The sequence below is a fragment of the Arthrobacter sp. JZ12 genome, assembly GCF_035189165.1.
Taxonomy (GTDB): domain Bacteria; phylum Actinomycetota; class Actinomycetes; order Actinomycetales; family Micrococcaceae; genus Arthrobacter_D.
Window position 1 is genome coordinate 627,309 of sequence record NZ_CP045246.1, and the last position, 22,750, is coordinate 650,058.

The following is a 22,750-nucleotide window of genomic DNA, read 5'->3' on the forward strand; positions in this document are numbered from 1 at the left end:
GCATGGAACATCTGCAGGCCGTTCTGCTGGGTGTTCCGCTCACGCTGCTAATCACTTTCTCCTCTCTGCTCATCGGAGCAATCGGGGGCATCCCACTGGTTCTCGGACTGCGCTCCCGCCAGATTGTGATCCAGTTTGTCTGCCGGGCGCTCGTCGATCTCCTCCGCGGCATCCCCGCGGTGGTTTGGCTCTTCGTTATCTATTTCGGTGTGAGCATCGGGGCGTTCCAATTCGACGCAATCAGCGCCGCCGTCGTCGGGCTTGGCCTTATCTCCGCCGCCTATATAGCGGAAATCTACCGCGGAGGAATCTCCGCCGTGCACAGCGGGCAGTGGGAAGCGGGAAGCGCCCTGGGCGTCGGCCGGTGGCCCATTTTCAGCCGCATTATCGGACCGCAGGCGTTCAGGGTTTCCGTTCCGTCCATGACATCTTATGGGATCAGCTTGATCAAGGATTCCTCGATTGCCTCCACTATCGGCGTTACAGAGATCGTATTCCTGACCACCCAGGATGCACGTTCGAACGAGGGCGGGCTGACCGTCTACATCTTCGCCGCCCTCGTCTACCTGGCACTGAGCATTCCGCTGGCGCTCCTTGCCCGCAGGGTTGACTCCGCCCTCCGAAAGAAGGTGTCCCGATGAGCTTCCTCACTGACTGGTCCGCCTGGTTCCCGACGCTGCTGAACGGACTTCTGCTCAGCCTGCAGATCACAGCCATCAGTCTGATTGCGGGCCTGCCGCTCGGCCTTGTCCTTGCCCTGCTTACGAGCAGCCGGCTCCGGGCGGTTCGGATCATCTCCATCGCTGTGGTGGAAATTGGGCGAGGCGCACCCGCCCTGGTGGTGCTGCAGCTCTTCTACTTCGGGCTACCCAGTGCGGGGATCACGCTCTCATCCTTCGTGTCGGCGTGCGTTGCGCTTGCTTTGACGACGGCGGCGTACACCAGCGAGATCCTACGAGCCGGACTCCAGGCGGTTCCCGCCGGCGAGACCGAGGCGTGCGAGACGCTGGGCGTATCCCCGCGGGACACCCTCCGCTTTGTCGTCCTTCCTCAGGGTCTGCGTATCGCTTTGCCGGCGTTGATGGGTTTCGCGATCATCATCTTCCAGGCGACTTCCCTGACCTTCACCATCGCCGTGCCGGAGCTCCTGAGCCAGGCCTACTCCATCGGCTCCTCAACGTTCAACTACCTAAGCGTCCTTTCACTTGCCGGCCTCATGTACGCCGTGATCACCATCCCGGCGTCGTGGCTCGTGGGCGGCATGGAAAAGCGCATGTCACGCCATCTGGCCCATGTGCACTGACGCTCGTGGCTCTACATCACTCTCAGTAACCTTCACCCTCCACAAACCCTAGGAACTCGTCATGAAAAACACAGCACGGAATGTATCAGTTGCCGTCCTGGCGCTGGCCCTGTCGGCCTCGGCCACAGCGTGTGCCAGGGAAGCCGAATCGACCGTTGCCAGCGACTGCGAGCCCAAGCACCAGTTCTCGACCATCGAGGAGGGCCAGCTGACCGTCGGCATCACGGAAATTCCGCCCTACAGCTACACCGAAGACGGGCAGCCGGCAGGTGCCGACGTCGACATCATCAAGGAGTTCGCGGCCGCGAACTGCCTCGAAGTGAAGCCGGTACCACTGGCTTACAGCGCCGCCGTTCCTTCGGTCCAGAACAACCGTATCGATCTCACCGTCGGTGACTGGTACCGCACCGAGGCACGAAGCGAAATCGTCAACCTGACTGCGCCCATCTACCTGGACGAGTTCGGTGTAATCTCGCCGGACGGCATCACGCAGGTGCAGGATCTGGCGGGCAAGAGCGTCGGTACCGTTGATGGATACCTGTGGGTGGAGGACCTCAGGACCATGCTCGGGGGTGATCTGAAGGTGTATCCGTCCAGCGTGGAGTTGAAGCAGGACCTCGAGTCCGGACGTATCGACGTCGGAGTAGACGCCTACGGAACGGCCCTCTTCAACTTCCCCGAGGATTCGGGTTTCAAGGTGACCACGGTGGAGCCGGACCCCCAGGTTCAGGCGACGGTGGAACCGGCGCAGACGGGATTCCCCTACACCAAGGACAATGCGGAGCTCGGTGAGGCGCTCGATACCACGATCGAGGAGATGCGTGAGTCCGGGCAGCTCGTTGAGATTCTGGAAGCCAACGGCTTGCCGGCCAGCTCTGCTGAGGTGGGCGAACCGCGCCTGATTCCGTAGGAACCGGCACCTTGAAAGGCCCGGCAGCCCGCGCTGCCGGGCTTGTTCCCCGCGCCGGAAGTGTTGCTTTGCCACCCTGACAAGAGGACTTGAGATCATTGAGAACCATCGTAATCGGCGCCGGAGCAATCGGATTGTCTGCCGCCTACTATCTCCGGGAAGCCGGCGCCGCGGTGACGGTGCTGGATGCTTCCGAGCCCGGGTCCAAAGCGTCAGCGCACAATGCCGGGTGGATTGTGCCGAGTATGTCGGTGCCGGTGCCCGCCCCCGGTATGCTGCCGCAGGCGTTGAAGTGGATGATGCGGCGCGACAGCCCGTTGTACGTCACGCCGAACCTCAGCCCGCGCTTCGTTGGTTTCATGCTCGAGATGCTGCGCAACTGCACCACGGAGCGCTTTGAGGCGGGGCTGAAGGTTCTTGCCCATTTGAGCAGTGAGACGCTGCAGCTCTTCGACGATCTGGCAGCGGACGGAGTCTCCTTCGAATCGCACAGCGATCCATTGACCATGCTGTACACCCATGCGGGCAATCTGGAAAAGCACGCGGTGGAACTCAAGACCATGGAGGAGTACATTCCCGGTTTCCAGTGGCGGGCCCTTGCTGACAAAGACCTTGCTGCTGAATTCCCGAACGTGAGCGAGGGCCTCGCCGGTGGACTCCAGACCCTCGGTGACCGGTCCATCGACCCCGCAACCCTCACATCCGGGTTGGCGGGCGCATGCCGACGGAACGGCGTCGAAATCAGGGCCGGTTCCGGGGCTACGTTGCGCATCGGTGACCACGGCAAGACCGAGGTTCTGGTCGGAAGGGAGACTCTTAAGGCTGATCGGATCGTGGTTGCGGCCGGCGTCTGGACGAACGGCATCCTCGCAGGCATTGGTGATCGAGTCTCACTTGTTGCAGGCAAGGGGTACGGCTACGACCTGCCGCTGGAAGGCAATGCTCCGAAGTGCCCCATGTACCTGGCTGAGGCCAAGGTCGCAGTCACGCCGTTGAACACCAAAGTGCGCATCGCCGGAACCATGGGCTTCGGCGGCATCGACGAGCGAATCAGTGCCGTCCGTGCCCACGGTCTCATCAAGAGCCTTCCCCGTTACTTTAAGGACTGGCCTCCGGCGGTCACACCACCGCAACCGTGGACCGGACTTCGCCCCATGACCCCGGACGGTCTTCCCATTATCGGCGCCTCACGCAAGCGGCCCGAGGTTCTCATCGCCACCGGGCATGCGATGCTGGGCGTGAGCCTGGCTCCGCCGACGGGCAAGCTGATCGCCGAGCTGGCCACCGGGGAAGCCGCGTCGCGCCACCTCGCCAGCCTCTCTGCTACCCGATTCCGCCTCTAGGATTCGTGTGCAGGGGCACGGCTGAAAGCCCCCATCGAACCTTCTGTGAGCCGAATGCTTGGGATGGATATGATGTGCAGCATTACGGGTGCATCGGCGGTAACTCACCAACAGGATCCCGGACTATCCACCTTTTCTCAGAAGGAACACCATGTCGAGTTACTCCAGCCAGTATCGTGCCCCGTACCCGAGCGAGCAGCCCTTCGCGCGCTCGTCGTCTCCCGGTTCGTCCCGCGGTGCGACCGGATCTGATTACGAGGGCAAGCGGGCGGCGCAGATGTCGATCGCCTACGGCGTGATCGGGATGTTCTTCCTCTGGTTCGTCTTCGGTCCGCTGGCGATCAGCAACGCGAACAAGGCCGAGCGCATGGGGGAGCCGGCAGCGGGCGGACGGATGTTGGGTTGGGTCTCGATCATTCTTGGGATCCTCGGCATCCTGGTGATCGTCGCGTGGGTGATGTTCTTCGCTGCGGCGATGTCCAGCGCGTTCCCCAGCGGGATGACGGTCTAGCTCGGTTTTTATCTAGTTCGGGTCCTGATCGGCCGGCTGCTCGGCTGATGCCGCCAGTTCAACCGCGACCGGCTCCGGCGGGTTGATCTGCGGTCGGAACTCGTCGCGGAAAGCTTTCCACGTCGAGGCGCACATCAGCAGCATGATCAGGCTGAAGGGCACCGAGATCAGGATGGCGGCCGTCTGGATGGTGCGCAGCCCGTCGGTTCCGACCAGCAGCAGGGCGGTGCCGATCACCGCGATCAGGGCCACCCAGAATGCGCGGACCCAGCGTGGAGATTCCTGCCCGCCGCCGGTGCTGATGACGCTCATCACCACGGCTGCGGAGTTGGCCGAGGTGATGAAGAAGGCCGAGATCAGCACGATGGCGCCGACCGTGAGGGCGGGCCCGCCGGGCAGCGCGTCGAGCATGCCGAAGAGTGCATTCGCCGAGTTGACGCTGCCGTTCTCCTCGATGAGTCCGCCTTCACCGAACATCTCCCGGTGGAGTGCTGTTCCGCCCATGACGGAGAACCACAGCAGGGCGATGCCAGCAGGCACCAGCAGCACGCCGAGGGCGAATTCGCGCACAGTCCTGCCGCGGGATATCTGGGCGATGAAGACACCTACAAAGGGTGCCCACGCGATCCACCATCCCCAGTAGAACGTGGTCCAGGTGGCCTGCCAGTCGGCCCCGGCAGCGCCGTCGAACGCCAGGGTTTGCGTGCTCATGCTGATGATGTTCTGGAAATAGTTTCCTGTCGTGTGAACGAAAGTCCGCAGGACAAAGAGTGTGGGACCGGTGAAGAGCACAAAGAGCAGGATCACACCGGCGAGGATCAGATTGCCGTTGGAGAGCCACTTCATGCCGCGCTCGACGCCGGACAGGACCGAGACGAGCGCAACGGTCATCAGACAGAAGACAAGCCCGATCTGGGTCGACTCGGTGGCCTGGGCGATGTTGGCTGAGTCCAGTCCCGACGAGATCTGCAGAACCCCGAAACCCAGCGAGGTGGCGATACCGAAGACCGTTCCCACCAGTGCGATGACGTCGATCGCGTCGCCCCACTTGCCCTTGACCCGCCGGCCCAGCAGTGGTTCCAGCGTCCAGCGCAGGGAGATGGGGCGGCCCTTGCGGTGGATCGCGTAGGCAACAGCCAGTCCGACGACGGCGTACACGCTCCAGGCGTGGATTCCCCAGTGGAGGAAGGTGCGGGTGAGAGCGTCCTGCGCCATTGCCGCAGGGACATCAGCGGTACCCGGGCGCGGGGAGGCGTAGTGGTTCAGCGGCTCCGCGACTCCCCAAAACACCAGGCCGATACCCATGCCCGAAGCGAAGAGCAGTGAGATCCATGAGCCCGTCGAGAACTGCGGTGCTTCACCGTCCCGGCCCAGCCGGATGGTGCCGAAGCGGCTGAAGCCGACCCACAGGGCAAAGATTGCGAAGAGCGCTACAGCCAGCACGTAGTACCAGCCGAGCGAATCAATCACCCCTACTCGTGCGGCCGCGAGAGCGTCAGCTGATGCGTCGGGAAAAACGAAGGCGAAGAACAGCAGGAGGCCCATAATCCCGAAGGCGGGGAGCGCTACGCCGAGCCTGAGGCCGCTTTTGCGCCGGGGTGCGGGGTTAGGAAGTCGCGGTTGCGCGGTCTGCCTCGAATCCGGCAGTTCCAGGGGCAGAGACAACGTTGTTCTCTTTCTGACGAGCAAGGAGTGGCCTAAGGCGGCCACAGCTCGGTACGCAGGACCTTCTGGGCGGCGTCGAGCGGGAAGATATCGTGTCGTTCAAGTTGCGAACGGCACGATCAAATATGGCACGCGTCACAGTGCGCAGTCAATCGGTGCCGGTGTACTGGCGAGTAGGGTTCAGGCGTCCAGCAAGGCGGTTACCCGGGTGTGAAACCACTCCGGCCTCTGAAAGGGAATGCCGTGTCCGCACTCCGGGACTATCTCGAGCTCGCTCCCGGGTAGGGCAGCGTGCAGTGTGGCGGCCGATTGCCGCATCAGTTTGCGTTCGCGTTGGCCCGCGAGGATCAGTGCCCGCCCCGGGAACTCGGACCAGCCGGCGGGGATCCCGAAGCGCAGGTTGTCACCCACAGAGGAAACCATTGTCTCCCGGGAAATGCCCACGCTCGTGGCAATGTAGTGCTTCATGAGTTCCTGCGGGACAAACAGCTCCCGCGCCTGCAGCCGCGCAAACCACCGCCTGCGGGCCAGCGGTGAAGCGACCGCGAGTGACCGGAGTGTGAGGTCGGTGAACGGCATCGGTCTGGCCTGGGCGCTGACCACCACAACACGGTCCACCAGTTCCGGATGCTCGGACGCAAGCTTGACCGTCAGTTGCGCACCGAGTGAGAAGCCGACGACGGCGGCCGGCCCCACAGCTGCCTCCGTCACCATCCGGGCGAGTTCCGTGACCGTGTGCTCGTGGGACCGATAGGGCTCACCGGCGCTTTCGCCGTGACCGGGAAGGTCCGGCACCAGGACCAGATGCTCGGCCTGGAGCGCTTTGGCCAGCGCGTTCCACATCCAACCGGCAACTCCGCCGCCGTGCAGCAGCAGTACAGGGCGGCCCCTACTCGACCCGAAGGTATTCAGATGCATGAAACTATGGTCTCAGCCAGTGCAGTCGTCCATACCTGACGCTGGTATGGCGAGGATAATCTGGCCTGCACAAGACCATTCCAATCGATGCAGAGGACTGTGAGCAATGACTGCTGAAGCTCAGACGCAAGCTACCGCTGGTTCCGGTAACCCGCCGTCGTACCGGGTAGTGAACCCCGCGACCGGCCAGGTGGAGGAGGAGTTCCCCACCGCAACGGACGAGCAGATCGAGGCCGCACTGGCCGCAGCCCACGGAGCATTCCAGGCCTGGCAGGAGGTGCCGATCGAGGAGCGAGCACAGGTCGTGACCCGGATCGGCGAACTGTTCACCGAGCGCGCCGACGAACTTGCCGCCATCATCACTACCGAAATGGGCAAGCCGCTGTCCGAGGCCAAGGGTGAGGCCGAGTTCTGCACCGACATCTTCAACTACTTCGCCAGCGAGGGTCCGCAGCTTGCGGCTGACCAGCCGATCAAACCCATCGGCGGCGGCAAGGCCGTCATCCAGAAGCGTCCCGTGGGTGCGCTGCTGGGCATCATGCCGTGGAACTACCCCTACTACCAGGTGGCCCGGTTCGCGGCTCCCAACCTGGTGCTGGGTAACACCATCATCCTCAAGCACGCAGAGAGTTGCCCGCGTTCGGCGCTCGCCATCGAGCAGATCATGAAGGACGCCGGCCTGCCCGAGGGTGCGTACGTCAACGTGTTCGCGACGCACGACCAGATCGCCGACATCATCGCTGATCCGCGCATCCAGGGCGTGTCCCTCACCGGTTCCGAGCGGGCCGGTGCGGCCGTTGGCGCCATCGCGGGCAAGAACCTGAAGAAGGCGGTGCTGGAACTCGGCGGTTCGGATCCCTATGTGGTGCTGGACAGCGCCGATGTGAAGGCTTCCGCAGCCGACGCGTGGGCAACCCGCATCGAGAACACCGGCCAGGCCTGCAACTCCAACAAGCGCATGATCGTCATGGAGGACATCTACGACGAGTTCGTTGCTGCGCTTGCCGAGCAGGCCCGGGACCTCAAGCCCGGGAACCCCGCCGAGGAGGCGCCGGGCACGTTCGCTCCGCTCTCCTCCCGCGGGGCGGCGGAGTCCCTGTACGAACAACTGCGCGACGCCGTCAACAAGGGTGCCACCCTGCACGCCGGCGGCGAGCTTTCCGAGGGCGACACTGCGTACCTCGCCCCTGCGGTCCTCACCGGTGTCACCCCGGAGATGCGTGCCTGGCATGAGGAGCTCTTCGGTCCGGTGGCCGTGGTTTACAAGGTCTCCTCCGACGAGGAAGCCCTGGAGCTCGCCAATGACACCCCCTACGGCCTCGGCGGCGCGGTCTTCAGCACCGATGAGGAGCGCGCCCGGGCTTTGGCGCTGCGGCTGAACGTCGGCATGGCCAACGTCAACGGCGTCGGCGAAGGTGCGGACCTGCCCTTCGGCGGTGTGAAGCGTTCCGGCTTCGGCCGCGAGCTCGGACCGCTGGGCATGGACGAATTCGTGAACAAGCGCCTGTTCTACATCGCTGAGTAACTGCGGCGGGATTGTCGGCGGGATTACGACGGCGGCGGCACCCTTGGGTGCCGCCGCTTTTCGTTCGTCGCGTGTTAGCAGGCCTTCGTCGCGCTCCTGTTGGGCACGCCGGTCAGCAGCAGTACGGCCGCTCCGGCGGCACACATCAACATGACGACGGCGGTGGGCACCGGGGAAGCGAGACCGAACGCTCCGGTGAGTGGAGCGATGACCGCTGCGCCGGTCATGTTGGATGCGCCCATGACGGAGGCGGCGGTGCCGGCACGGAGGCCGTGGTGTTCGAGGGCGGTGGCCTGCAGCGCGGGAGTGAGGAGGCCGAACGACGTCGTGAAGCCCATGATTGGTCCCATCAGTCCCCAGACGCCGAGTTGCGGGGCGAGACCGACGCTCAGCAGCAGCAGGGTCGCGGCCGCTGTGAGGGCGATCGCCCCGACTCGGACCACGAGGACAGGAGATGCACGTCGGGCAAGGAAAGCACCCATCTGAGATCCGATGACCATCAGCGCACCCTGCGCTCCGAACAGCAGCGCGTAGCCGGTGGGGCTGAGGCCGAAGACTTCCTGTAGCAGAAAGGCGCTGCCGGCCATGAAGGACATCATCGCGGAGAACAGCAGCCCGCCGGCCAGCGCTACGGACCGGAATTGACGGTCGGCAGCGAGGCCCCGGTAGTCGTCGCGCAGCCGGACGCCCTTTCGCTGGAGTCGGCGCTCTGGGGTATTGGTTTCGTTGCGGAGCAGGATGACGCCTGCAACGCACAGCAGCACCAGACCGTAGGCCAGCAGGACCCAGAAGAGTCCGCGCCATCCTACGAGCTCCAGCAGTTGGGCGCCAAGGGCGGGGGAGATGACCACGAAGACGCCCGACGCGATGGCCAGACGTGCGAGGAAGACCAATAGCTTCTCGCCCGTGTAGAGGTCGCGGACGATCGCGAGGGCGATGACCGCACACGCCGCCGAGCCCATTCCCTGGAATGCCCGGCTGGCGATGAGCCATTCCATCGACGGGGCGAGGGCGCACGACGTCGTTGCTACGCAGTAGACCACGATCATCGCCGCGAGTGGGCGGGCGCGTCCGACGGCGTCGGACACCGGTCCCGAGGCCAGTTGGCCGAAACCCATGCCGATGAAGGCGGCGGTCAGCGTGAGCTGGACGGCTGACTCAGGGACGCCGAACTCGGTTCGGATCGCCGGGAAGGCGGGCAGGTAAAGGTCCATGGTGAGCGGCCAGATGACCTGGAGCATGGCCAGGGCCGCGACGATGAGGAGCACTCGGTGGCGTTGTCCTGCCGGCGGGTTATGAGGTGTTGCGAGCGCCGGTGAGGGCTGCGCCTGGTGCACGGGAAACCTTTCCTATGGATAGCGCTTTCCGGACTACCTTACGCGTGGCTCGAGGGTTTGGGTAGGGCGTTTTTCTTCGGCCTCAGGCGGGCCTGTGGTTGAACCTTTGTGGGTAGGTTTACCGCCAGAAGACGGCGATGATGATGTTGAGCAGGGTCAGCCCGCCGATGGTGCCGAGGATGGCTGAGGGGACGGCGTCCTTCTTGCGGTTGATGAAGGCGAGGACCACGACGGCGATCATCACGATGAGCTTGACGCCGATCTTGATGTTGTCCACTTCGCCGAGGTCGGCTGCTTCGATGACGCCGACCAGGCCGAGTCCGGTGATGAGCTGCAGCCAGCTGCCGTGCATGATGCCGGGGGTGACGACTGCGCGGCTGGTTCGCATGCTGCGGATCTGGGCGATGACGCCGCCGAGGATGGCGGCGAGGCCAACGAAGTGCAGGACAAGGAGCAGGTTGCGCAGGAATTCCATGGCTTCAGCTTATGGGGCAATGACGTGCTTGCCGGTATCGAGGATGAGCGAAGCGCTGACCTAGCGCGACTACGTGTTGGCCGGCCGCCCACCTACCAGGAAGAAGGAATCCTCGAGCAGCTCACTGAGATCCTGCTCGTCGATGCGTTCCATCCGCACGAGGAGCAGTTGTGGTGACCGTTCGTGGTGTGGGGTCCAGAAGTACGTCTCCGGATCGGTGCCGGCCAGGGCCTCGCGTTCTGTGGTCTTGACCGTCAGTACGCCCGGTTCCCAGATGCGGGCCATCAGTGTCTTGGCGAACCAGGCGGGTTGGCCCCAACTCGGACGCTCGACGACGCCAGGCAGTGCGAGACACATCCGTCGGACGTCAGCTTCACTGGCCATGGGGCTGCCACTTCTCGGCGCGTGCAAGTGCCCGCTCGAGTTCTCTGCCGCCGGCTTCGGCGAGAAGGTCCGGATCGCCGACGACGACGAGCAGGCTCCGCGCCCGCGATAGGCCCACGTAGAGGTGCTCCTGGGCGCGGTCCATTTCCTTGAAGCCGTCGACGCAGAGGATCACCACCGAGCGCTCGAGCCCTTTGAAGCCGAGGACGTGGCCGTAGAACTCGCCCTCGTTGGCGTGGAAGTCCTGCCAGTACTGCTCGATGTTGTCGTCGTCGAAATAGTCCTGGTGCACGGGGTGGCGGTGGCAGGTGGTGAGCAGTGCGATCTGGTTGTTCGCCCAGCCCTCCACGATGAGGGCGTCGATACAGTCACCGGCGACGTCGAGCGCGTCCTCCGTTGCACACTCGACGTGGCGCACGGGCAGCCCGGTACCTGCCCTCGGCGTGAAGTGTTCCCCGGCGAAGCCCTTGAAGGTGTCGGCGATGCGCCGGGTGTTGCGCAGGTTTTCGTCCACGTGGATGGGCACCAAAGCGGCGGCCGGGCCGTTGGCGACATCCGCCGTCGTTCCTCCCCAGCGCCGGTACACGTCCTGGCCGTCGTCCATGAAGGCGTAGACCTCGGAACGCTCGGGATCCCTGGTGCAGGCGAGGAGCGCTTCCCACCACAGCGGCGCAAAGTCCTGTGCTTCGTCAATTATGACTGCGTCAAACTTCTCGTCCGGCGGCAGGTCGGACGCGAGTTCCTTAAGCATGCGGGGCATGTCCTCGTCGAAGTACTCCTGACCTGCACCGTCCGGGATCCCGAGCGAGCGGACGTACTCGTGGAACTCGCCGGTGAACACGGGCCGAGCCGAACGCCAGTTCTTGACTTCATTCTGCAGGTACTGCCCGAGCCCCTTGTTGTAGCAGAAGAGGCCCACCCGCTTGCCTTGTCGGCAGAGCTGCCGTGCCTTCGCGAGGGCGAGCCAGGTCTTGCCGCTGCCGGCACCACCGGTGAACCGGATGCGCGGAATATCCCGGGTGGCCTTCAGCAGCGTTTCCTGGCGTTCGGTCAGGAGGTCCTGCTCGTCCTCGATCTCGGCGCCAGGCATGCCCGCGGCTGGTTCATAGGTGGCCTCCAGTCGCCGGGCGATGCGTTCAAGGTACGACGGCGCGAGCGACGTAGCGCCTGAGCTTTCCGTTTCGATGGCGTGGCGGATCGCCGCTGCCGGCGACAGGAGATCCTGCCTGTCGAGAATGAGTTCGCGTGGGCAGCCGGCCATTGCCCAGTCCCGGTCCACATCGGTGTAGGGGAAGCACGCAAGGTAGGCGAAGCGGCTGGTCAGGCGGCTGCCGATCTGGTCCTCGATCCAGGCGCGGAACGCGTGCATCGAGCTTTGCGACTGGGCGATGGGACTCTGGATCGGATGCCGCCCTTCCTTGCCGCCGGATTGCCACCACTGTCCGCGGTCGACGCCTACCAGGCCGCCCTTCACCTCTATCACCGCCAGCCCGATGCCGGGCCATAGCACCAGGATGTCGATCTCGTGCTCGGCCCTGCCATGGCGCACCTGAACCGAGTGGGCAAGCACGACGTCGTCAGGCAGGGCGGCGCGCAGCTTCAGCCAGACGGCTCGCTCGGCGGACTGGGCATCGGTGAAGTCGGGCTGTTCCGGGATGCAGCGCATTACCGCGCGACCCGGTACATCACTTCAGCGCCCGCATCACGGCAGAAGATCAGAGCCAGCTTGCTGACGGTCTGTCCGGTGATGCGCTGAATCATGTCCGCGTAGGTGGACAGCTGCCGCCAGTATGCGGCAACGGTCTCCTCGGTCGGTTCGCTGTCCGTCTTGAAGTCGGCGATGATCAGCGACCCGTCGTCCTCCCGGTACATCAGGTCGATGACGCCCTCGACAGTCACTCCATCGGACGGCGCGACGACGGGAAGCTCAAGCCAATGCTCACGCTCCGCTGCACGGCGCACGGGTTCGCTGGCCAGGGCCGCCCTTGCCCGCGCGGCCAGTGCCTTTGGGGTGACGCCGTGGGCGAGGCGGGCGACGCTGTCCGCGATGGCTTCCACGTCCGCCGACTCCTGCAGGTCGCTGAGCTCCATCACGCGGTGCAGTGCGGTGCCGAATTCGGCTCCACGCTCGGCATCAACGGGGGCAGGCGAGGGGAGGGTTTCGTCGTCGAGCGCTATGAAGCGCAACTGCTCTTCCCCGGAGTCCCCGTCCGCTGCGGACCCAGCTCCCTTCGCGATGGAGGTGACCGACGCCGTCGAGGCGATCGCCGACTGTTCCTGCCAACGAACTCGCTGCCGGTCCCAGTCCTCCCAGGACTCGACGCGCTCAACGGTGGTCTGCCGCTTTTCGCCGGGCGCAACGTTCGAGGGAAGTACGAGCGATGGGATCGCCGGGTCGTCCGTGTCTTTGAGCAGCTGTCCCAGGCTGTTCTGCCGATTCACGTAGTGCGAGACGACGAGGTGGCTTTCGGCTCGTGTGCAGGCGACGTAGAGCAGGCGGCGCTTCTCCGCGTCATCGAAAAGCTTCTCGACTGGCTTGGCGGCACCATAGCCCGCCGAGGTGATGCCTTCCTTGAGCGAGACCTGCAGGGTTCCATCGTCATCCCAGAGGGCGGCGTCGCTCGATGTCCGCGGGCTGGACCCGGTCCCCGCCACGATGACCATCGGGAACTCCAGGCCCTTGGAGGCGTGGATAGTCATGATGCGGACGGCGTCGACGTCGGTTTCCGGCACCACCGACTCCCGCACGCGGGTGTTTTCTTCCTGCTGAGTTCCGGCCCATACGAGGTAGTCACGGAGGCTTCCGTGCGTTGCTTCCGACCAGGCGCGGGCCTGGTCGATGACGAAGCGGAGCCGCCGCCACACGTCGCGGTAGCGCGGTGAGGCGATGGCCGTTTCCATCATTCGGCGCTCGGTGACCAGCCGGTCCATCAGCTCCGCCGGGGTATGGACGCTGATCTGCCGGCACAGCTCCGACAGATAGGTCATACCGTGCGCGACGGGGGAATTCTCAAGCCCTTCCGGCGGCGGCGCGAAGAGATTCCACGACCCGCCTGAAGACTTCCACTCGAAGAGCTCGTCATCACCGCACGCGAAGGGCGCCGAGCGCAGGCAAAGCACCAGTGCGGCCTCGTCAGCAGTGTTGGCGATCGCCTTGAGCGCCAGCAGCAGGTCGTTCACTTCCTGCGTTGAGTAGACCAGCGAGGAGGCTTCCGCGCGGTACTCGATGCCGGCGTCGTCGAGCGCGTCCTCAAGCGCGGCCAGCGCGGTGCGGGTGGGCAGCAGGATGGTGATGTCCCTGAGCCGCAGGTCTGTGTTTTCGAAGCTCTTGGTCGGGTCGTCCGAGCGCTTGGCCTGCTTCTGCCACGCGGGGGTCCCGGCCCGACCCGACGCCAGCAGGATGGCGGCGGCGACGTCCTGGGCTTCCTGTTTCCGCATTGCCTCGGCGGACACCTTGCCCGACTCATCGGGCACCGCGCCGTCGCGACCGATAATCGACACCGCCGGACCGTGCGACTCGTCCCAGATCGGCCGCTTGGGGTCTGGAGTCAGTGGCTGGTAGGACGGTTGAAGATTGCCGTCCTCCTGGATGAGCTGACCGAAGGTGGTGTTGATCCAGTCGAGCAGCGGCGCTGTGGAGCGGAAATTGGTGCGCAGCGACGCTATGCGGGAATGCGAGGAGTCCCGGAACCGGCGTTCGGTCGCCAGGTAAGTGGCGATGTCGGCGCGGCGGAACCGATAGATGGACTGCTTCGGGTCGCCCACCGTGAACAGCCTTCCGGCGGGGATCTCCAGGTCCTCCCACCCGTCAATGCCGCAGACGTCCTCCGCAGCGATGCGGGTGGCGATTTCCGCCTGGACGGGATCGGTGTCCTGGAATTCGTCGAGCATGATGCACCGGTACCGCTTGTGCAGGGCGCGGTGTACGACGGCGGTGCGTTCGTCCGTGCCGACCAGCAGGTCGCGCGCGTGGATGAGCAGGTCGTTGTATTCCAGTTCGCCGCTGCGCTGGCGTTCGCGGGCGGCGTCGACAAGTCGCTCGGCCATGGCGGCAGCGATGGTGTCCACAGCCGGGGCGACGAAGCTCTTGCGCAGTTCTGCTGCGGTTTCGCCGAGCTTTGCACAGGCGTCGCGTACCTCGGCGATATCGATCGCCCAGTTTCCCTTTTTGCCCTGCTTCGGCGTGGGCGGGATGTCGTCGAGGATCTCCAGCACGAGCGCGAGTTCGCCGGTGCTCGCGTTTTCGAGGCGCCCATGCCAGGAACGCATCTTCTCGATGGCAACTAGCAATATGTCATCCGCGTTGGTGCAGTGCCGAGTGTGTTCCAGGACGTCTGCTGTCTGGCGAAGGAGCGGACCGAGGTCGATCGCCGGGATGGGTCGGCGCTGGGGCGGATGGCTTTCCAATCGGTCCCAGTTGGCGTCGAGTGCGGAGGCAACCGTCTCGAGATGGTTCAGGGAACCGCCGACGGCGAGGAGCACGCGGAGCGCTTGATCGAGTGTTTCGTCCTGAAACAATTCGTGGCGGATGGCTTCCCACCGGCGGGTGAAGGCGATCTGGGAGCGCAGTTCGTCGACGACGGTGATGAGCGGTGGGACACCGGCTTCGATGGGATGCTCGCTGATGATCCGGGCGGCGAAGGAATGGATGGTGCCGATGGGGGCGGTGTCGAGTTGGCCTAGGGCGCGGTCCCGAGCCTCGGACGGGTCGCTGTCCTTGAGCTTTCGGCGCACCCGGTCGCGCAGCTCGCCGGCGGCCTTCTCGGTGAACGTGATCGCGGCAATGTTCTTCAGCTCGAGGCCGCCGGTCAGGACCATCGTGCAGATGCGTTCGACCAGTTCGTGGGTCTTGCCGCTGCCGGCGCCCGCCTCGACGAAAACGTTGGTTTCGAGGTCCGCTTCGATCAGCGCACGGTCGGCCTGATCGTGAAGTTGAAGGGTTTCCTGCGTCATTTCTCCACCTTCAGCAGCTTGGCGTAGGGCTTGAGTTCGGGTTGCTTCTGGAGTTCCACCCAGTGCTGGTCCATTCCCAGTTGGCCGGCGAGCGAGGTGAACGTGACCGCAGTTCGGTCGCGGGTGATGTGTTTGGTCGGCTCCGGCTTGGGCGGGAAGACTCCGTTTCGAATCGCGGAGATGATGAGCCCGGCATCCTGCCGCAACTGTTCGATCACCTCGTCGGTGACCTTGTAGCCGATCTTCTCGAAACCACCCGCTCGGGAGGTGAACCAGTAGGCGGCGCTGACGTCGTCGTCGGCGTTCTCGGCAAGGGAGCGGGCGAAGAGGCCGTAGACGGGCAGCTGGAACTTCGTGCCGTAGGCGGTGGGGTGTTTGTTCAGGTCCTTGAACTTGTCGGTCTTGCCGGTCTTGTAGTCCACTACTCGCACCCGGCCATCCGAGTGCCGGTCAATACGGTCCACCTTGCCGCGGAACCGCAGGACTGTGCCGTCCTCGAGTTCAAGTTCGACGGCGGCGGTCTCCTCGTCCATGCCGAACGGTGCCTCGGCGGCGGCGTACTGCCAGCCCTCCGAGGCTGCATCCTCGTCGTCACGGAAGAGACGGTGAAAGTCTTGCCGCATGCGTGCCTGGTTCTGGTCCCAGACGTGCTTCAGCCAGAGCGGATTGGCGAACTCCTCGAATGCGGCGTCGGCCAGTTCGATGAGCCGGTCCACATTCCGCGACTGGTCCTGCTCGGTGATCTCCCGGACGTAGTCCTCGAGCACCTTATGCATCAGGTTGCCGCGCTGCATGGGATTGATCTGGACCTCGAGCTCGACGTCCTCGAAGATGTCGACCTTCAGCACGTGCCTGAGGAAGAAGCTGAAGGGGCTCAGCACCCAGTCCTCCAGACGGGTGGGGGAGAGCGCCTTCGACTCCTCGATGATGCGCCCCGCGTGGGCGCCGATGTTTCCATTGAAACGGGTGAAGGCACCGGTACGCCGGTCGCGGGTTGCGGCAACGGCGCGCTGCAGGACGGTGTCGTGAGCGAGCGCCGCGGTCCTGTCCTCAGCGGTCAGCAGGAAGCGCAGCCGCCACTCCTGTTCGGTGGCCGCCACCGGCTTCTCGCCGTCTCGTTTCGTAGGAGCACCATGCTCGATGCCGTGCGCGAACGACCGCAGTTCGATCTGCGGTTTCGTGGTGATCCAGCGGGACAGCAGTTGGTCACCGGAGCCGCGCAGGTCACCGCGCGGACTGATGATGGTTCGTGCGGTACCTGCAGCGAGAGCGGACAGGAACTGCTGGTGCGCGGCTTCGGCCCGCTGCTCGACGGTCAGGAGGTCCCCGCCGACTACCTCGGCGACGGTGTCGGGGAGCAGGGGATTCTCCCGGATGCGGGCGGGCGCCAGCCCTTCTGCGGCGCCGATGAGGAACACCTGGTCAAGGTCGCGTCCGACGGCGTCGGCATAATTGCCGACGACGACGCCGGTGCCGCTCTTGCCGGTCCATCCCGCCTTCGCCTGGATACTGTCCTCGACGGTGCTGCGGATCAGGAGCGGGTTGGGATTCGGGCCGATCCCGTCGAGCGAGCCCAATCGAGTGACGATCTCTTGGAGCGCAGCGCGCGTAATTGCTTTGGCGGGCGGTTCGGTATCGCCGCGGCGGCCCATGAACTCGGTGAGGAGTTCGCTAAGCGCCGCCTCAGCAACCTGCCAAGATGCCGCTGCGAGAACGCGGCCGACGGCGGCGGCGAGGGTACTGACGAAGTCCTCGAACAGGGCGAGCTGTTCCAGGCGTTGGGTGTGCCGCTCGCTGGCATGGGTGTCGCCGTCGTGATCAGCTGGATGGTTGGAAGGAGGGTTGACGTGCAGGCGCTCGCAGACGGCGCTGTTCGGCAGGTCGTGGTCGCGCCAGACAAGGGTGCCTTCGGCGAGGACGTTGAGGATGGTGCGGACATCCGGTTCGGCCGGGTCCAGCGTGAGCAGTTGGAGGAGGCCGCGTGCCAGCGGCGCGTCGCTGAGGCGCTCGGCTGAGGGTCCTACGAACGTGATGCCGGCTTGGGCGAGTCGCTGGGTGAGCAGGGCGCGGTAGGGGTGTGCGGTGGAGTGGAAGACGCCGATGCGGTGACCGGGAACTCCGGAGCGCAGCTGGTCGATGACGAGGCGCACGATGGTGCGGACCTCGTCGTCGGCGTCGGAGGCAGTAAGAACCTCGGTGTGCTCGTCGAAGGTGCCGGCGGCCTGGACGTGGGTGAGGCCTGCTGTTTCGAGCTGGCGGCGGAAGGCGGCGACGGCGGGCTGGTTCTGGGTGCCGAGCATGAAGCCGATGAGTGTACCCAGCCGTCGTCGTGTGGCTGGAGTCTGAACGATTCGGCCGGCTCGCTTGAACAGGTGGTGGTCGGTGTACCAGCGGTCACCGAGAGTCTCCATGGCGGTGCGGTGGATTCGGAGGACTTCGCGCACGAGGTCCGGAAGGGCGGCGTCGTGCTTGGGATGGATCGATTCCAGCAGCGGTGCGGTGCGGGTGATGGCGCGGGCGGTTGCCGGTTGGGTGGCAACCTGCTCGAAGTCGCCGGGGGCTTCTGCAAGGACCTTGCTGATCGCTGCCTGTCGGACGGGGGGTGGAAGCGGCGAGCGGTGAGCGAGTGAGATGTCGGACGCGACGAGTTCGGTCGCGAGGTCCTTGAGTGTGTAGGCGCGGACGCCGACGCTGCCGGCTCCGTTGTTCAGCGTGCGTCCGAGGTAGCGGGTGACGTCCAGGCCGGAGGCGTGGGAGGGCACGATGATGGTGATCGGCGCAAGCGGATTCGCCGTCTGAGCCGCCGTAATGCGAGCGGTGAGTTCACACAGCGCTTCGCCCGTTGAGGCCGCTGTATGGACAGCTGTGTGTACGGTCATGACGCCCCCTGATTTCTGTCAATTTCAACATAACAGCGGGCTCTGACAGTTCCGGCGCGACGCCGAAAGGAGCATGACTTTGCCTGCAAGCAAAGTCTTGCTCCTTCGGGATCACATAAGTCGCACTAAGAGACGAGCTTCGCGTAGACCACGTAGTTGTCGTCGAAGTTGCCGGTTGCAGGGTCGTAGCCGTCGCAGGTGATGAGTCTGAGTTCGGACTCTTCCGTGTTCCCATAGACCTTCTCGGTCGGGAAGGCATCCTTCGAGTACTGCTCGCCGCGGTCGAAGACGAACACCGCTGTCGTGCCGTCTGCGCGGGCGACCTCGATCAGGTCCCCCGGCCCGAGGGCGCGGAGATCGGCGAAGACTCCCGGTCCGCCGTCGGTTGCGTTCACGTGCCCAAGGAGCACGGCCGGGCCAAGCTCCCCCGGAGTGGGAGACCCGTTGAACCAGGACGCGGGCGCCCCCGGCCCGTCCGGCGGTACTTCGAGGGTCCCGTTCTCACGCAGGCCCAAGCTGAGCAGCTCGGACTCCGTGCCGGTCGATGGTATGTGAACGGATATCGGCTCAGAGGCCGCCATTACCTCCGTCGTGACGGACGGTGTCTCGCTCGGTGCAGGCTCGGGTGAGCTTGTCTGGACCTGTGCGGCTGTCGGCAGTGCAGCCGCATTCTCCGCCGACTGGCCGCCACCGCCGCAGCCAGTAAGAAGGAGCACGGCGACCGCCGCAGAGGCGTAGAAGCCCCTGCGGCGGTCAAAGGTAGAGCTAGTCATGTGAAGCGGGATTCCCGATCCGACTATGCCTGGCGGCGACGAACGACGAACGTTCCGGCTGCAGCAGCAGCAACCAGGCCACCGAGGGCCAGCAGTTCGGCACCGTTGTCAGTGTCCTGCGCAACACCTGTGTCTGCGCCACCCACCGGCATGACCGGGATCTGGTTGACGTTGTTGTTGTTCGTGGATTCGGTGCCTGTTGCACCGTCCTCGCCGTTGCGCTCGCATGCCACCCCATCCTTGTCACGGTCGAGGTGCTCGCCGTAGCCGGGCGCGCCAGCGGGGATGTTGAACTGGCCGGCAGCTGCTGCAGCTGCGCAGTTCGGGAACGCGGCCGGGCCAACAACTACGGGAGCGGGTGCAACCTCAGTAGCCGGCTTCGGTGCAGGCGCGGGCTTCGGTGCGGGAGCCGGTGCCGTGCCGATGGGCTTGCTGGAATCCTCGCAAGCGACGCCGTCACCGCCGCGATCGAGATCCAGGCTGTAGCCCGGCGCGCCAGCGGGGATGTTGTAGTAGCCCGCAGCGTTGGCCTCAGTGCAGTTCTTGAAGCTCAGCGCGTTTGCCGGGCTTGCGGTCAGTGCGGAAAGTCCAACTGCTGCTACGACGGTCAGCAGCGTAATGCTCTTCTTCATTGGTGCCCCATTTTTCGTACGTTGGTGGTGTTGGGAACCTGCGCGGGGCATGGGGTAACTGCAGTGTTTTTCCCCAGGCCCGGCTGCTGGTTTCTCGGACTCGGCTTATGCCGGAGTCAGTTATATCAACAAAGTTGAAGAATCACTTGACTCTGCAAGTTTGTGTCACCGATCCATTATGGGAGGCACGAATGAAGCTCTCGTGATACACCGCTAGAGGGCGTTGTCACACATGAACTAAGCACCACAAACGCAAGGAACGGGCGGCACCAAGCGGCGCCACCCCTCCTCAGTGCGAAGTTACTTCTTCAGCGGGTTCGGAATCGTGACTGAACGGACGACGTCGTTCACTTCGTTGGTGCCATCGGCACCGGCAACGCCGAAGTCCCGCGCATCGATGACCATGCGGTCCTCGTAGACGTCGATAGTCAGGCCGCGGTTGATGTCGCGGGTGACGATCTCGCTGATGCCCTCGGTGTTCTCACCGCGCGCATCCCACTCGACCTGGATGGCGCCGGTGTTCACGGCCCAGAAGCCGTCCGGGTGTCCGCCGTCGGTGCGGCGCTGGACGGCCCAGTCGCCGAGCTCGAATGGGTAGTGGGTGTGCCCGTTGAGCATGACGGCGTTGGGGTAGTCGCCGAGGATGCCGGTGAGCAGATCGTTGTGCTCGTAGTGGGTGGAGTACCAGGGGATCCACGACGCCGACGCCGTATCGCCCAGCGGGAAGTGCGAGATCACCAGGATCTGCTTGTCCTGCTTGGTCCAGTAGGCCAGGCGCTCCTTGAACCACTCGAGCTGCTCGGCGGACATCGGAACCTCCGGTGGCCGCGACTCCTCCTGCCCGAGCACCAGGGCCGGCACCTCGCCGCCGTTGCCCTCGAGAACGTACTCGTCCCACACCCGGTCGCGGTCCGCGAAGTCCAGGAAGCGGTCACGAAGCACCTCGAACGGCTCGCTCGTGTAGCTCTCGTGGTTGCCGATGGCAGCGGCGACCGTCCCCGGAAGGATGGGCGCGGCGTCGTCCATGACCTTATTAACGTCATTCCACTGGGCCTCGGTGCCGTGCGCCACGATGTCGCCGACCATCAGCAGGCCGGACGCATCCGGACGGACCGCGTTCAGGTCCTTGAACGCGTGGGCGAGGTCGCCGGGCTGTCCCTGGATGTCGCTGACCACCCACGTGCTGGTGGCATCTGAAGCGTCCATGGCGGCGGCAGGCAACACCTCGCGCACAGACACCGAGTCGATCGCCCAGTACCAGCTGTTCGCCTCCGCTTCGAAGTTCCAGCGGAAGGTCGCGGTCTTGGCACCCTCGGGCACCTCGATGTCGACGGTCTCGTTCGCGTTCAGTACCGACCCGTCGTAGTTGTCCGTCACCGTGGTGCTGTCGTACCGGAGGATCTCGGTCTGCTCGCCGGAGCCGTCGAACTCGACGGTGACCGTGGCGGACTGGCCGGCCCACCCGCGGTAGTGCGAGTCAAAGCTCAGCTGAACCACGGACTGCCCGGCAACCTTGATGCCCTCGGAAACCAGGGTGGTCTTGAAGTCGTGAGGGGCGTTGTTGCGGTCGGCGAACTCGTCCGAGTCAGCGACCGCGATGACGTTGTCCGCCCGGGCGAACCGGTTGCGCATCTGGTCCTCGGCGTCCACCCAGAACTCGCGGGTGGTGAAGTTCCAGCCGCGCCACTCGTCGACGCCGACGCCGGTCATTGACTCGCTGTTTTCGACGCTCCAGCCCTTCGGCGCGGTGGAGGTGAAGCCGACGGTCCCGTCCACGATGTCGGGATCGCTTGACCGCGCCTGCAACTGCGCAGCCAGGTCGTTGAAGCTCTGGCGGTAGAGGACGTTGTCGGTCGGCTGCGTGTTGACCGGCTTGGCCTTGTGAAGTTCCGCCTCCGGTGCGGCGGTTGCGATGGAGGTGGTGCCGATTGCCAAAGGAACGACGACGGCGAGCGCCAGTGCGCTGGACAGCGCACGGCGGCGGGGTTGAGACCCGAGCATGGGGGATGCCTTTCTTCAAGGTGGGTGACCTCTTGAAGGTAGGTACTTGCTCCGAACAACAAACAGCAGGATGGGAACGCGCGGTTGAACGGGGGAGGAAGGCCGGGGGAACTGGCTGCCGCTGTGGGACCCGTCGCCCGGATAGGCTGGCATTTGCGACTATCGAGGGGTGCCCGTGACAATTTACCATCTGGAGCCAGGCCCCGAAACGACGGTCCAGGTGTTCTCGCAGGACATTCCACCAGCGCTCACGGTCAACCCGGGCGACACCGTCCGCGTCCGGTCTCTCGACGCTGTGGGTCACCTGCAGCGTCAGACCTACCCTGGCGAGGAGCAGCCGCAGATGTTCGCCGACCGGAAGGGGCACTGCCTCACCGGACCGATTGCCGTCGCCGGGGCACAGCCTGGCGACATGCTGGCGGTGACCTTCGCTTCGCTGACCCCGGACAGCTGGGGCTTCACCGTAGCCGGACGCAAGGACGATGCCTTCACCCGGCTGCTCGCCGTCGACGGCGGCGTTCCGCAGTGGCTGCTGTGGGAGGTGGATGCCGAGCGCGGTATTGCCATCAACGACCTGGGACAGAAGGTGCGGCTTAGCCCGTTCCTCGGCGTCGTCGGTGTTCCGCCGGCCGAGGATGGCCAGGCGTCCACCATTCCGCCCCGTGCCGACGGCGGCGGAAACATCGACTGCCGCGAGCTCACCGCTGGCTCCACCCTGTTCCTGCCGGTCACGGTTCCCGGCGCGCTGCTATGTGTAGGTGACGGGCACGCTGCGCAGGGCGACGGCGAGGTGGGCGGGACGGCGATCGAGTGCGGAATGACCTCGGAACTGGTGCTCGACCTGGTCACCGAGCCGCCGCTGACCTCGATTCACGCCGTGACGCCGACGTCGAGGATCACGTTCGGTTTCAACGCGGATCTCAACCTGGCCACGGCTGAGGCTCTGAGCGCCATGCTGACGTGGATGCAAAGCCTGTTGGGTATGGATCGCACTCGGGCCCTGGCACTGGCGAGTACGGTGGTGGACCTGCGGATCACCCAGATCGCGAACGAGACCTGGGGCGTCCATGCGGTGCTGAAGCACGACGCCGTGCAGTAGCGTCGTTCGCTATCGCGCCTCAGTCTCGTTTCGGCATTGGAA

At 64.9% G+C, this 22,750-nt stretch carries 18 protein-coding genes; 7 read left to right on the top strand and 11 right to left on the bottom strand.

Features of this window, described 5'->3' with window-relative positions; translation table 11 throughout:
- The first annotated feature begins 2 nt into the window (after window positions 1-2).
- From GC088_RS03060 to GC088_RS03080, 5 genes are all read left to right on the top strand, one after another.
- Window positions 3-641 carry an amino acid ABC transporter permease gene (locus GC088_RS03060; RefSeq protein WP_323960441.1) on the top strand — a complete coding sequence of 213 codons (639 nt, stop codon included), beginning with the start codon at window positions 3-5 and terminating at the stop codon, window positions 639-641.
- The gene (locus GC088_RS03065; protein WP_323960442.1) at window positions 638-1,303 is read left to right on the top strand and encodes an amino acid ABC transporter permease; all 666 of its coding nucleotides are present in this window, start codon (window positions 638-640) and stop codon (window positions 1,301-1,303) included. Before GC088_RS03060 ends, GC088_RS03065 begins: the two co-directional genes overlap by 4 nt.
- A 61-nt stretch (window positions 1,304-1,364) precedes the next feature.
- Window positions 1,365-2,213, top strand: a complete 849-nt coding sequence (locus GC088_RS03070) for a substrate-binding periplasmic protein (RefSeq protein ID WP_323960443.1) — start codon at window positions 1,365-1,367, stop codon at window positions 2,211-2,213.
- 98 nt (window positions 2,214-2,311) lie between these two features.
- Complete coding sequence (locus GC088_RS03075; protein WP_323960444.1) at window positions 2,312-3,556, top strand: NAD(P)/FAD-dependent oxidoreductase; 1,245 nt, start codon at window positions 2,312-2,314, stop codon at window positions 3,554-3,556.
- A gap of 151 nt (window positions 3,557-3,707) precedes the next feature.
- Window positions 3,708-4,067: a hypothetical protein gene (locus GC088_RS03080; protein WP_323960445.1), complete on the top strand. Its 360-nt coding sequence runs from the start codon at window positions 3,708-3,710 to the stop codon at window positions 4,065-4,067.
- Window positions 4,068-4,079: 12 nt separating this feature from the next.
- Here GC088_RS03080 and GC088_RS03085 read toward each other — a convergent pair whose 3' ends face one another.
- On the bottom strand, window positions 4,080-5,732 hold the full coding sequence (locus GC088_RS03085) for a BCCT family transporter (protein ID WP_323960446.1): 1,653 nt from the start codon (window positions 5,730-5,732) through the stop codon (window positions 4,080-4,082).
- 180 nt (window positions 5,733-5,912) lie between these two features.
- A complete protein-coding gene (locus GC088_RS03090; protein WP_323960447.1) occupies window positions 5,913-6,650 on the bottom strand; it encodes an alpha/beta fold hydrolase in 738 nt (245 codons plus the stop codon).
- Between the two features lie 106 nt (window positions 6,651-6,756).
- On the opposite strand from GC088_RS03090, the gene GC088_RS03095 reads away from it, so the two are divergent.
- Complete coding sequence (locus tag GC088_RS03095; RefSeq protein WP_323960448.1) at window positions 6,757-8,175, top strand: NAD-dependent succinate-semialdehyde dehydrogenase; 1,419 nt, start codon at window positions 6,757-6,759, stop codon at window positions 8,173-8,175.
- A gap of 74 nt (window positions 8,176-8,249) precedes the next feature.
- Here GC088_RS03095 and GC088_RS03100 read toward each other — a convergent pair whose 3' ends face one another.
- From GC088_RS03100 to GC088_RS03140, 9 genes are all read right to left on the bottom strand, one after another.
- Window positions 8,250-9,512 (bottom strand): multidrug effflux MFS transporter, encoded by a 1,263-nt coding sequence (locus GC088_RS03100; RefSeq protein WP_323960449.1) that lies wholly within the window; start codon window positions 9,510-9,512, stop codon window positions 8,250-8,252.
- Between the two features lie 118 nt (window positions 9,513-9,630).
- The gene (locus GC088_RS03105; protein WP_323960450.1) at window positions 9,631-9,987 is read right to left on the bottom strand and encodes a hypothetical protein; all 357 of its coding nucleotides are present in this window, start codon (window positions 9,985-9,987) and stop codon (window positions 9,631-9,633) included.
- A 69-nt stretch (window positions 9,988-10,056) separates the two neighbouring features.
- Window positions 10,057-10,371 carry an MmcQ/YjbR family DNA-binding protein gene (locus GC088_RS03110; protein ID WP_323960451.1) on the bottom strand — a complete coding sequence of 105 codons (315 nt, stop codon included), beginning with the start codon at window positions 10,369-10,371 and terminating at the stop codon, window positions 10,057-10,059.
- Entirely contained in the window at window positions 10,361-12,037 is a 1,677-nt protein-coding gene (locus tag GC088_RS03115; RefSeq protein ID WP_323960452.1) for a nuclease-related domain-containing DEAD/DEAH box helicase, read from the bottom strand. The genes GC088_RS03110 and GC088_RS03115 overlap by 11 nt, the downstream gene beginning before the upstream one ends.
- Entirely contained in the window at window positions 12,037-15,324 is a 3,288-nt protein-coding gene (locus tag GC088_RS03120) for a UvrD-helicase domain-containing protein (protein ID WP_323960453.1), read from the bottom strand. The genes GC088_RS03115 and GC088_RS03120 overlap by 1 nt, the downstream gene beginning before the upstream one ends.
- Window positions 15,321-18,203, bottom strand: coding sequence for a PD-(D/E)XK nuclease family protein (locus GC088_RS03125; RefSeq protein ID WP_323960454.1), 2,883 nt, complete (start codon window positions 18,201-18,203; stop codon window positions 15,321-15,323). The genes GC088_RS03120 and GC088_RS03125 overlap by 4 nt, the downstream gene beginning before the upstream one ends.
- A gap of 125 nt (window positions 18,204-18,328) precedes the next feature.
- On the bottom strand, window positions 18,329-18,976 hold the full coding sequence (locus GC088_RS03130) for a class F sortase (RefSeq protein WP_323960455.1): 648 nt from the start codon (window positions 18,974-18,976) through the stop codon (window positions 18,329-18,331).
- A gap of 23 nt (window positions 18,977-18,999) precedes the next feature.
- Window positions 19,000-19,608: an excalibur calcium-binding domain-containing protein gene (locus GC088_RS03135; protein ID WP_323960456.1), complete on the bottom strand. Its 609-nt coding sequence runs from the start codon at window positions 19,606-19,608 to the stop codon at window positions 19,000-19,002.
- 300 nt (window positions 19,609-19,908) lie between these two features.
- On the bottom strand, window positions 19,909-21,609 hold the full coding sequence (locus tag GC088_RS03140; RefSeq protein WP_323960457.1) for a metallophosphoesterase family protein: 1,701 nt from the start codon (window positions 21,607-21,609) through the stop codon (window positions 19,909-19,911).
- Window positions 21,610-21,784: 175 nt separating this feature from the next.
- Between GC088_RS03140 and GC088_RS03145 the strand changes: the two genes are divergently transcribed.
- Window positions 21,785-22,708 carry an acetamidase/formamidase family protein gene (locus GC088_RS03145; protein WP_323960458.1) on the top strand — a complete coding sequence of 308 codons (924 nt, stop codon included), beginning with the start codon at window positions 21,785-21,787 and terminating at the stop codon, window positions 22,706-22,708.
- Window positions 22,709-22,750 lie beyond the last annotated feature (42 nt).

Bases quoted from the DNA above. Each gene is read 5' to 3' on its own strand.
- GC088_RS03060 (WP_323960441.1), top strand. From the start codon at position 3: ATGGAACATCTGCAGGCCGTTCTGCTGGGTGTTCCGCTCACGCTGCTA.
- GC088_RS03065 (WP_323960442.1), top strand. From the start codon at position 638: ATGAGCTTCCTCACTGACTGGTCCGCCTGGTTCCCGACGCTGCTGAAC.
- GC088_RS03070 (WP_323960443.1), top strand. From the start codon at position 1,365: ATGAAAAACACAGCACGGAATGTATCAGTTGCCGTCCTGGCGCTGGCC.
- GC088_RS03080 (WP_323960445.1), top strand. From the start codon at position 3,708: ATGTCGAGTTACTCCAGCCAGTATCGTGCCCCGTACCCGAGCGAGCAG.
- GC088_RS03090 (WP_323960447.1), bottom strand. From the start codon at position 6,650: ATGCATCTGAATACCTTCGGGTCGAGTAGGGGCCGCCCTGTACTGCTG.
- GC088_RS03095 (WP_323960448.1), top strand. From the start codon at position 6,757: ATGACTGCTGAAGCTCAGACGCAAGCTACCGCTGGTTCCGGTAACCCG.
- GC088_RS03105 (WP_323960450.1), bottom strand. From the start codon at position 9,987: ATGGAATTCCTGCGCAACCTGCTCCTTGTCCTGCACTTCGTTGGCCTC.
- GC088_RS03110 (WP_323960451.1), bottom strand. From the start codon at position 10,371: ATGGCCAGTGAAGCTGACGTCCGACGGATGTGTCTCGCACTGCCTGGC.
- GC088_RS03115 (WP_323960452.1), bottom strand. From the start codon at position 12,037: ATGCGCTGCATCCCGGAACAGCCCGACTTCACCGATGCCCAGTCCGCC.
- GC088_RS03120 (WP_323960453.1), bottom strand. From the start codon at position 15,324: ATGACGCAGGAAACCCTTCAACTTCACGATCAGGCCGACCGTGCGCTG.
- GC088_RS03125 (WP_323960454.1), bottom strand. From the start codon at position 18,203: ATGACCGTACACACAGCTGTCCATACAGCGGCCTCAACGGGCGAAGCG.
- GC088_RS03130 (WP_323960455.1), bottom strand. From the start codon at position 18,976: ATGACTAGCTCTACCTTTGACCGCCGCAGGGGCTTCTACGCCTCTGCG.
- GC088_RS03135 (WP_323960456.1), bottom strand. From the start codon at position 19,608: ATGAAGAAGAGCATTACGCTGCTGACCGTCGTAGCAGCAGTTGGACTT.
- GC088_RS03140 (WP_323960457.1), bottom strand. From the start codon at position 21,609: ATGCTCGGGTCTCAACCCCGCCGCCGTGCGCTGTCCAGCGCACTGGCG.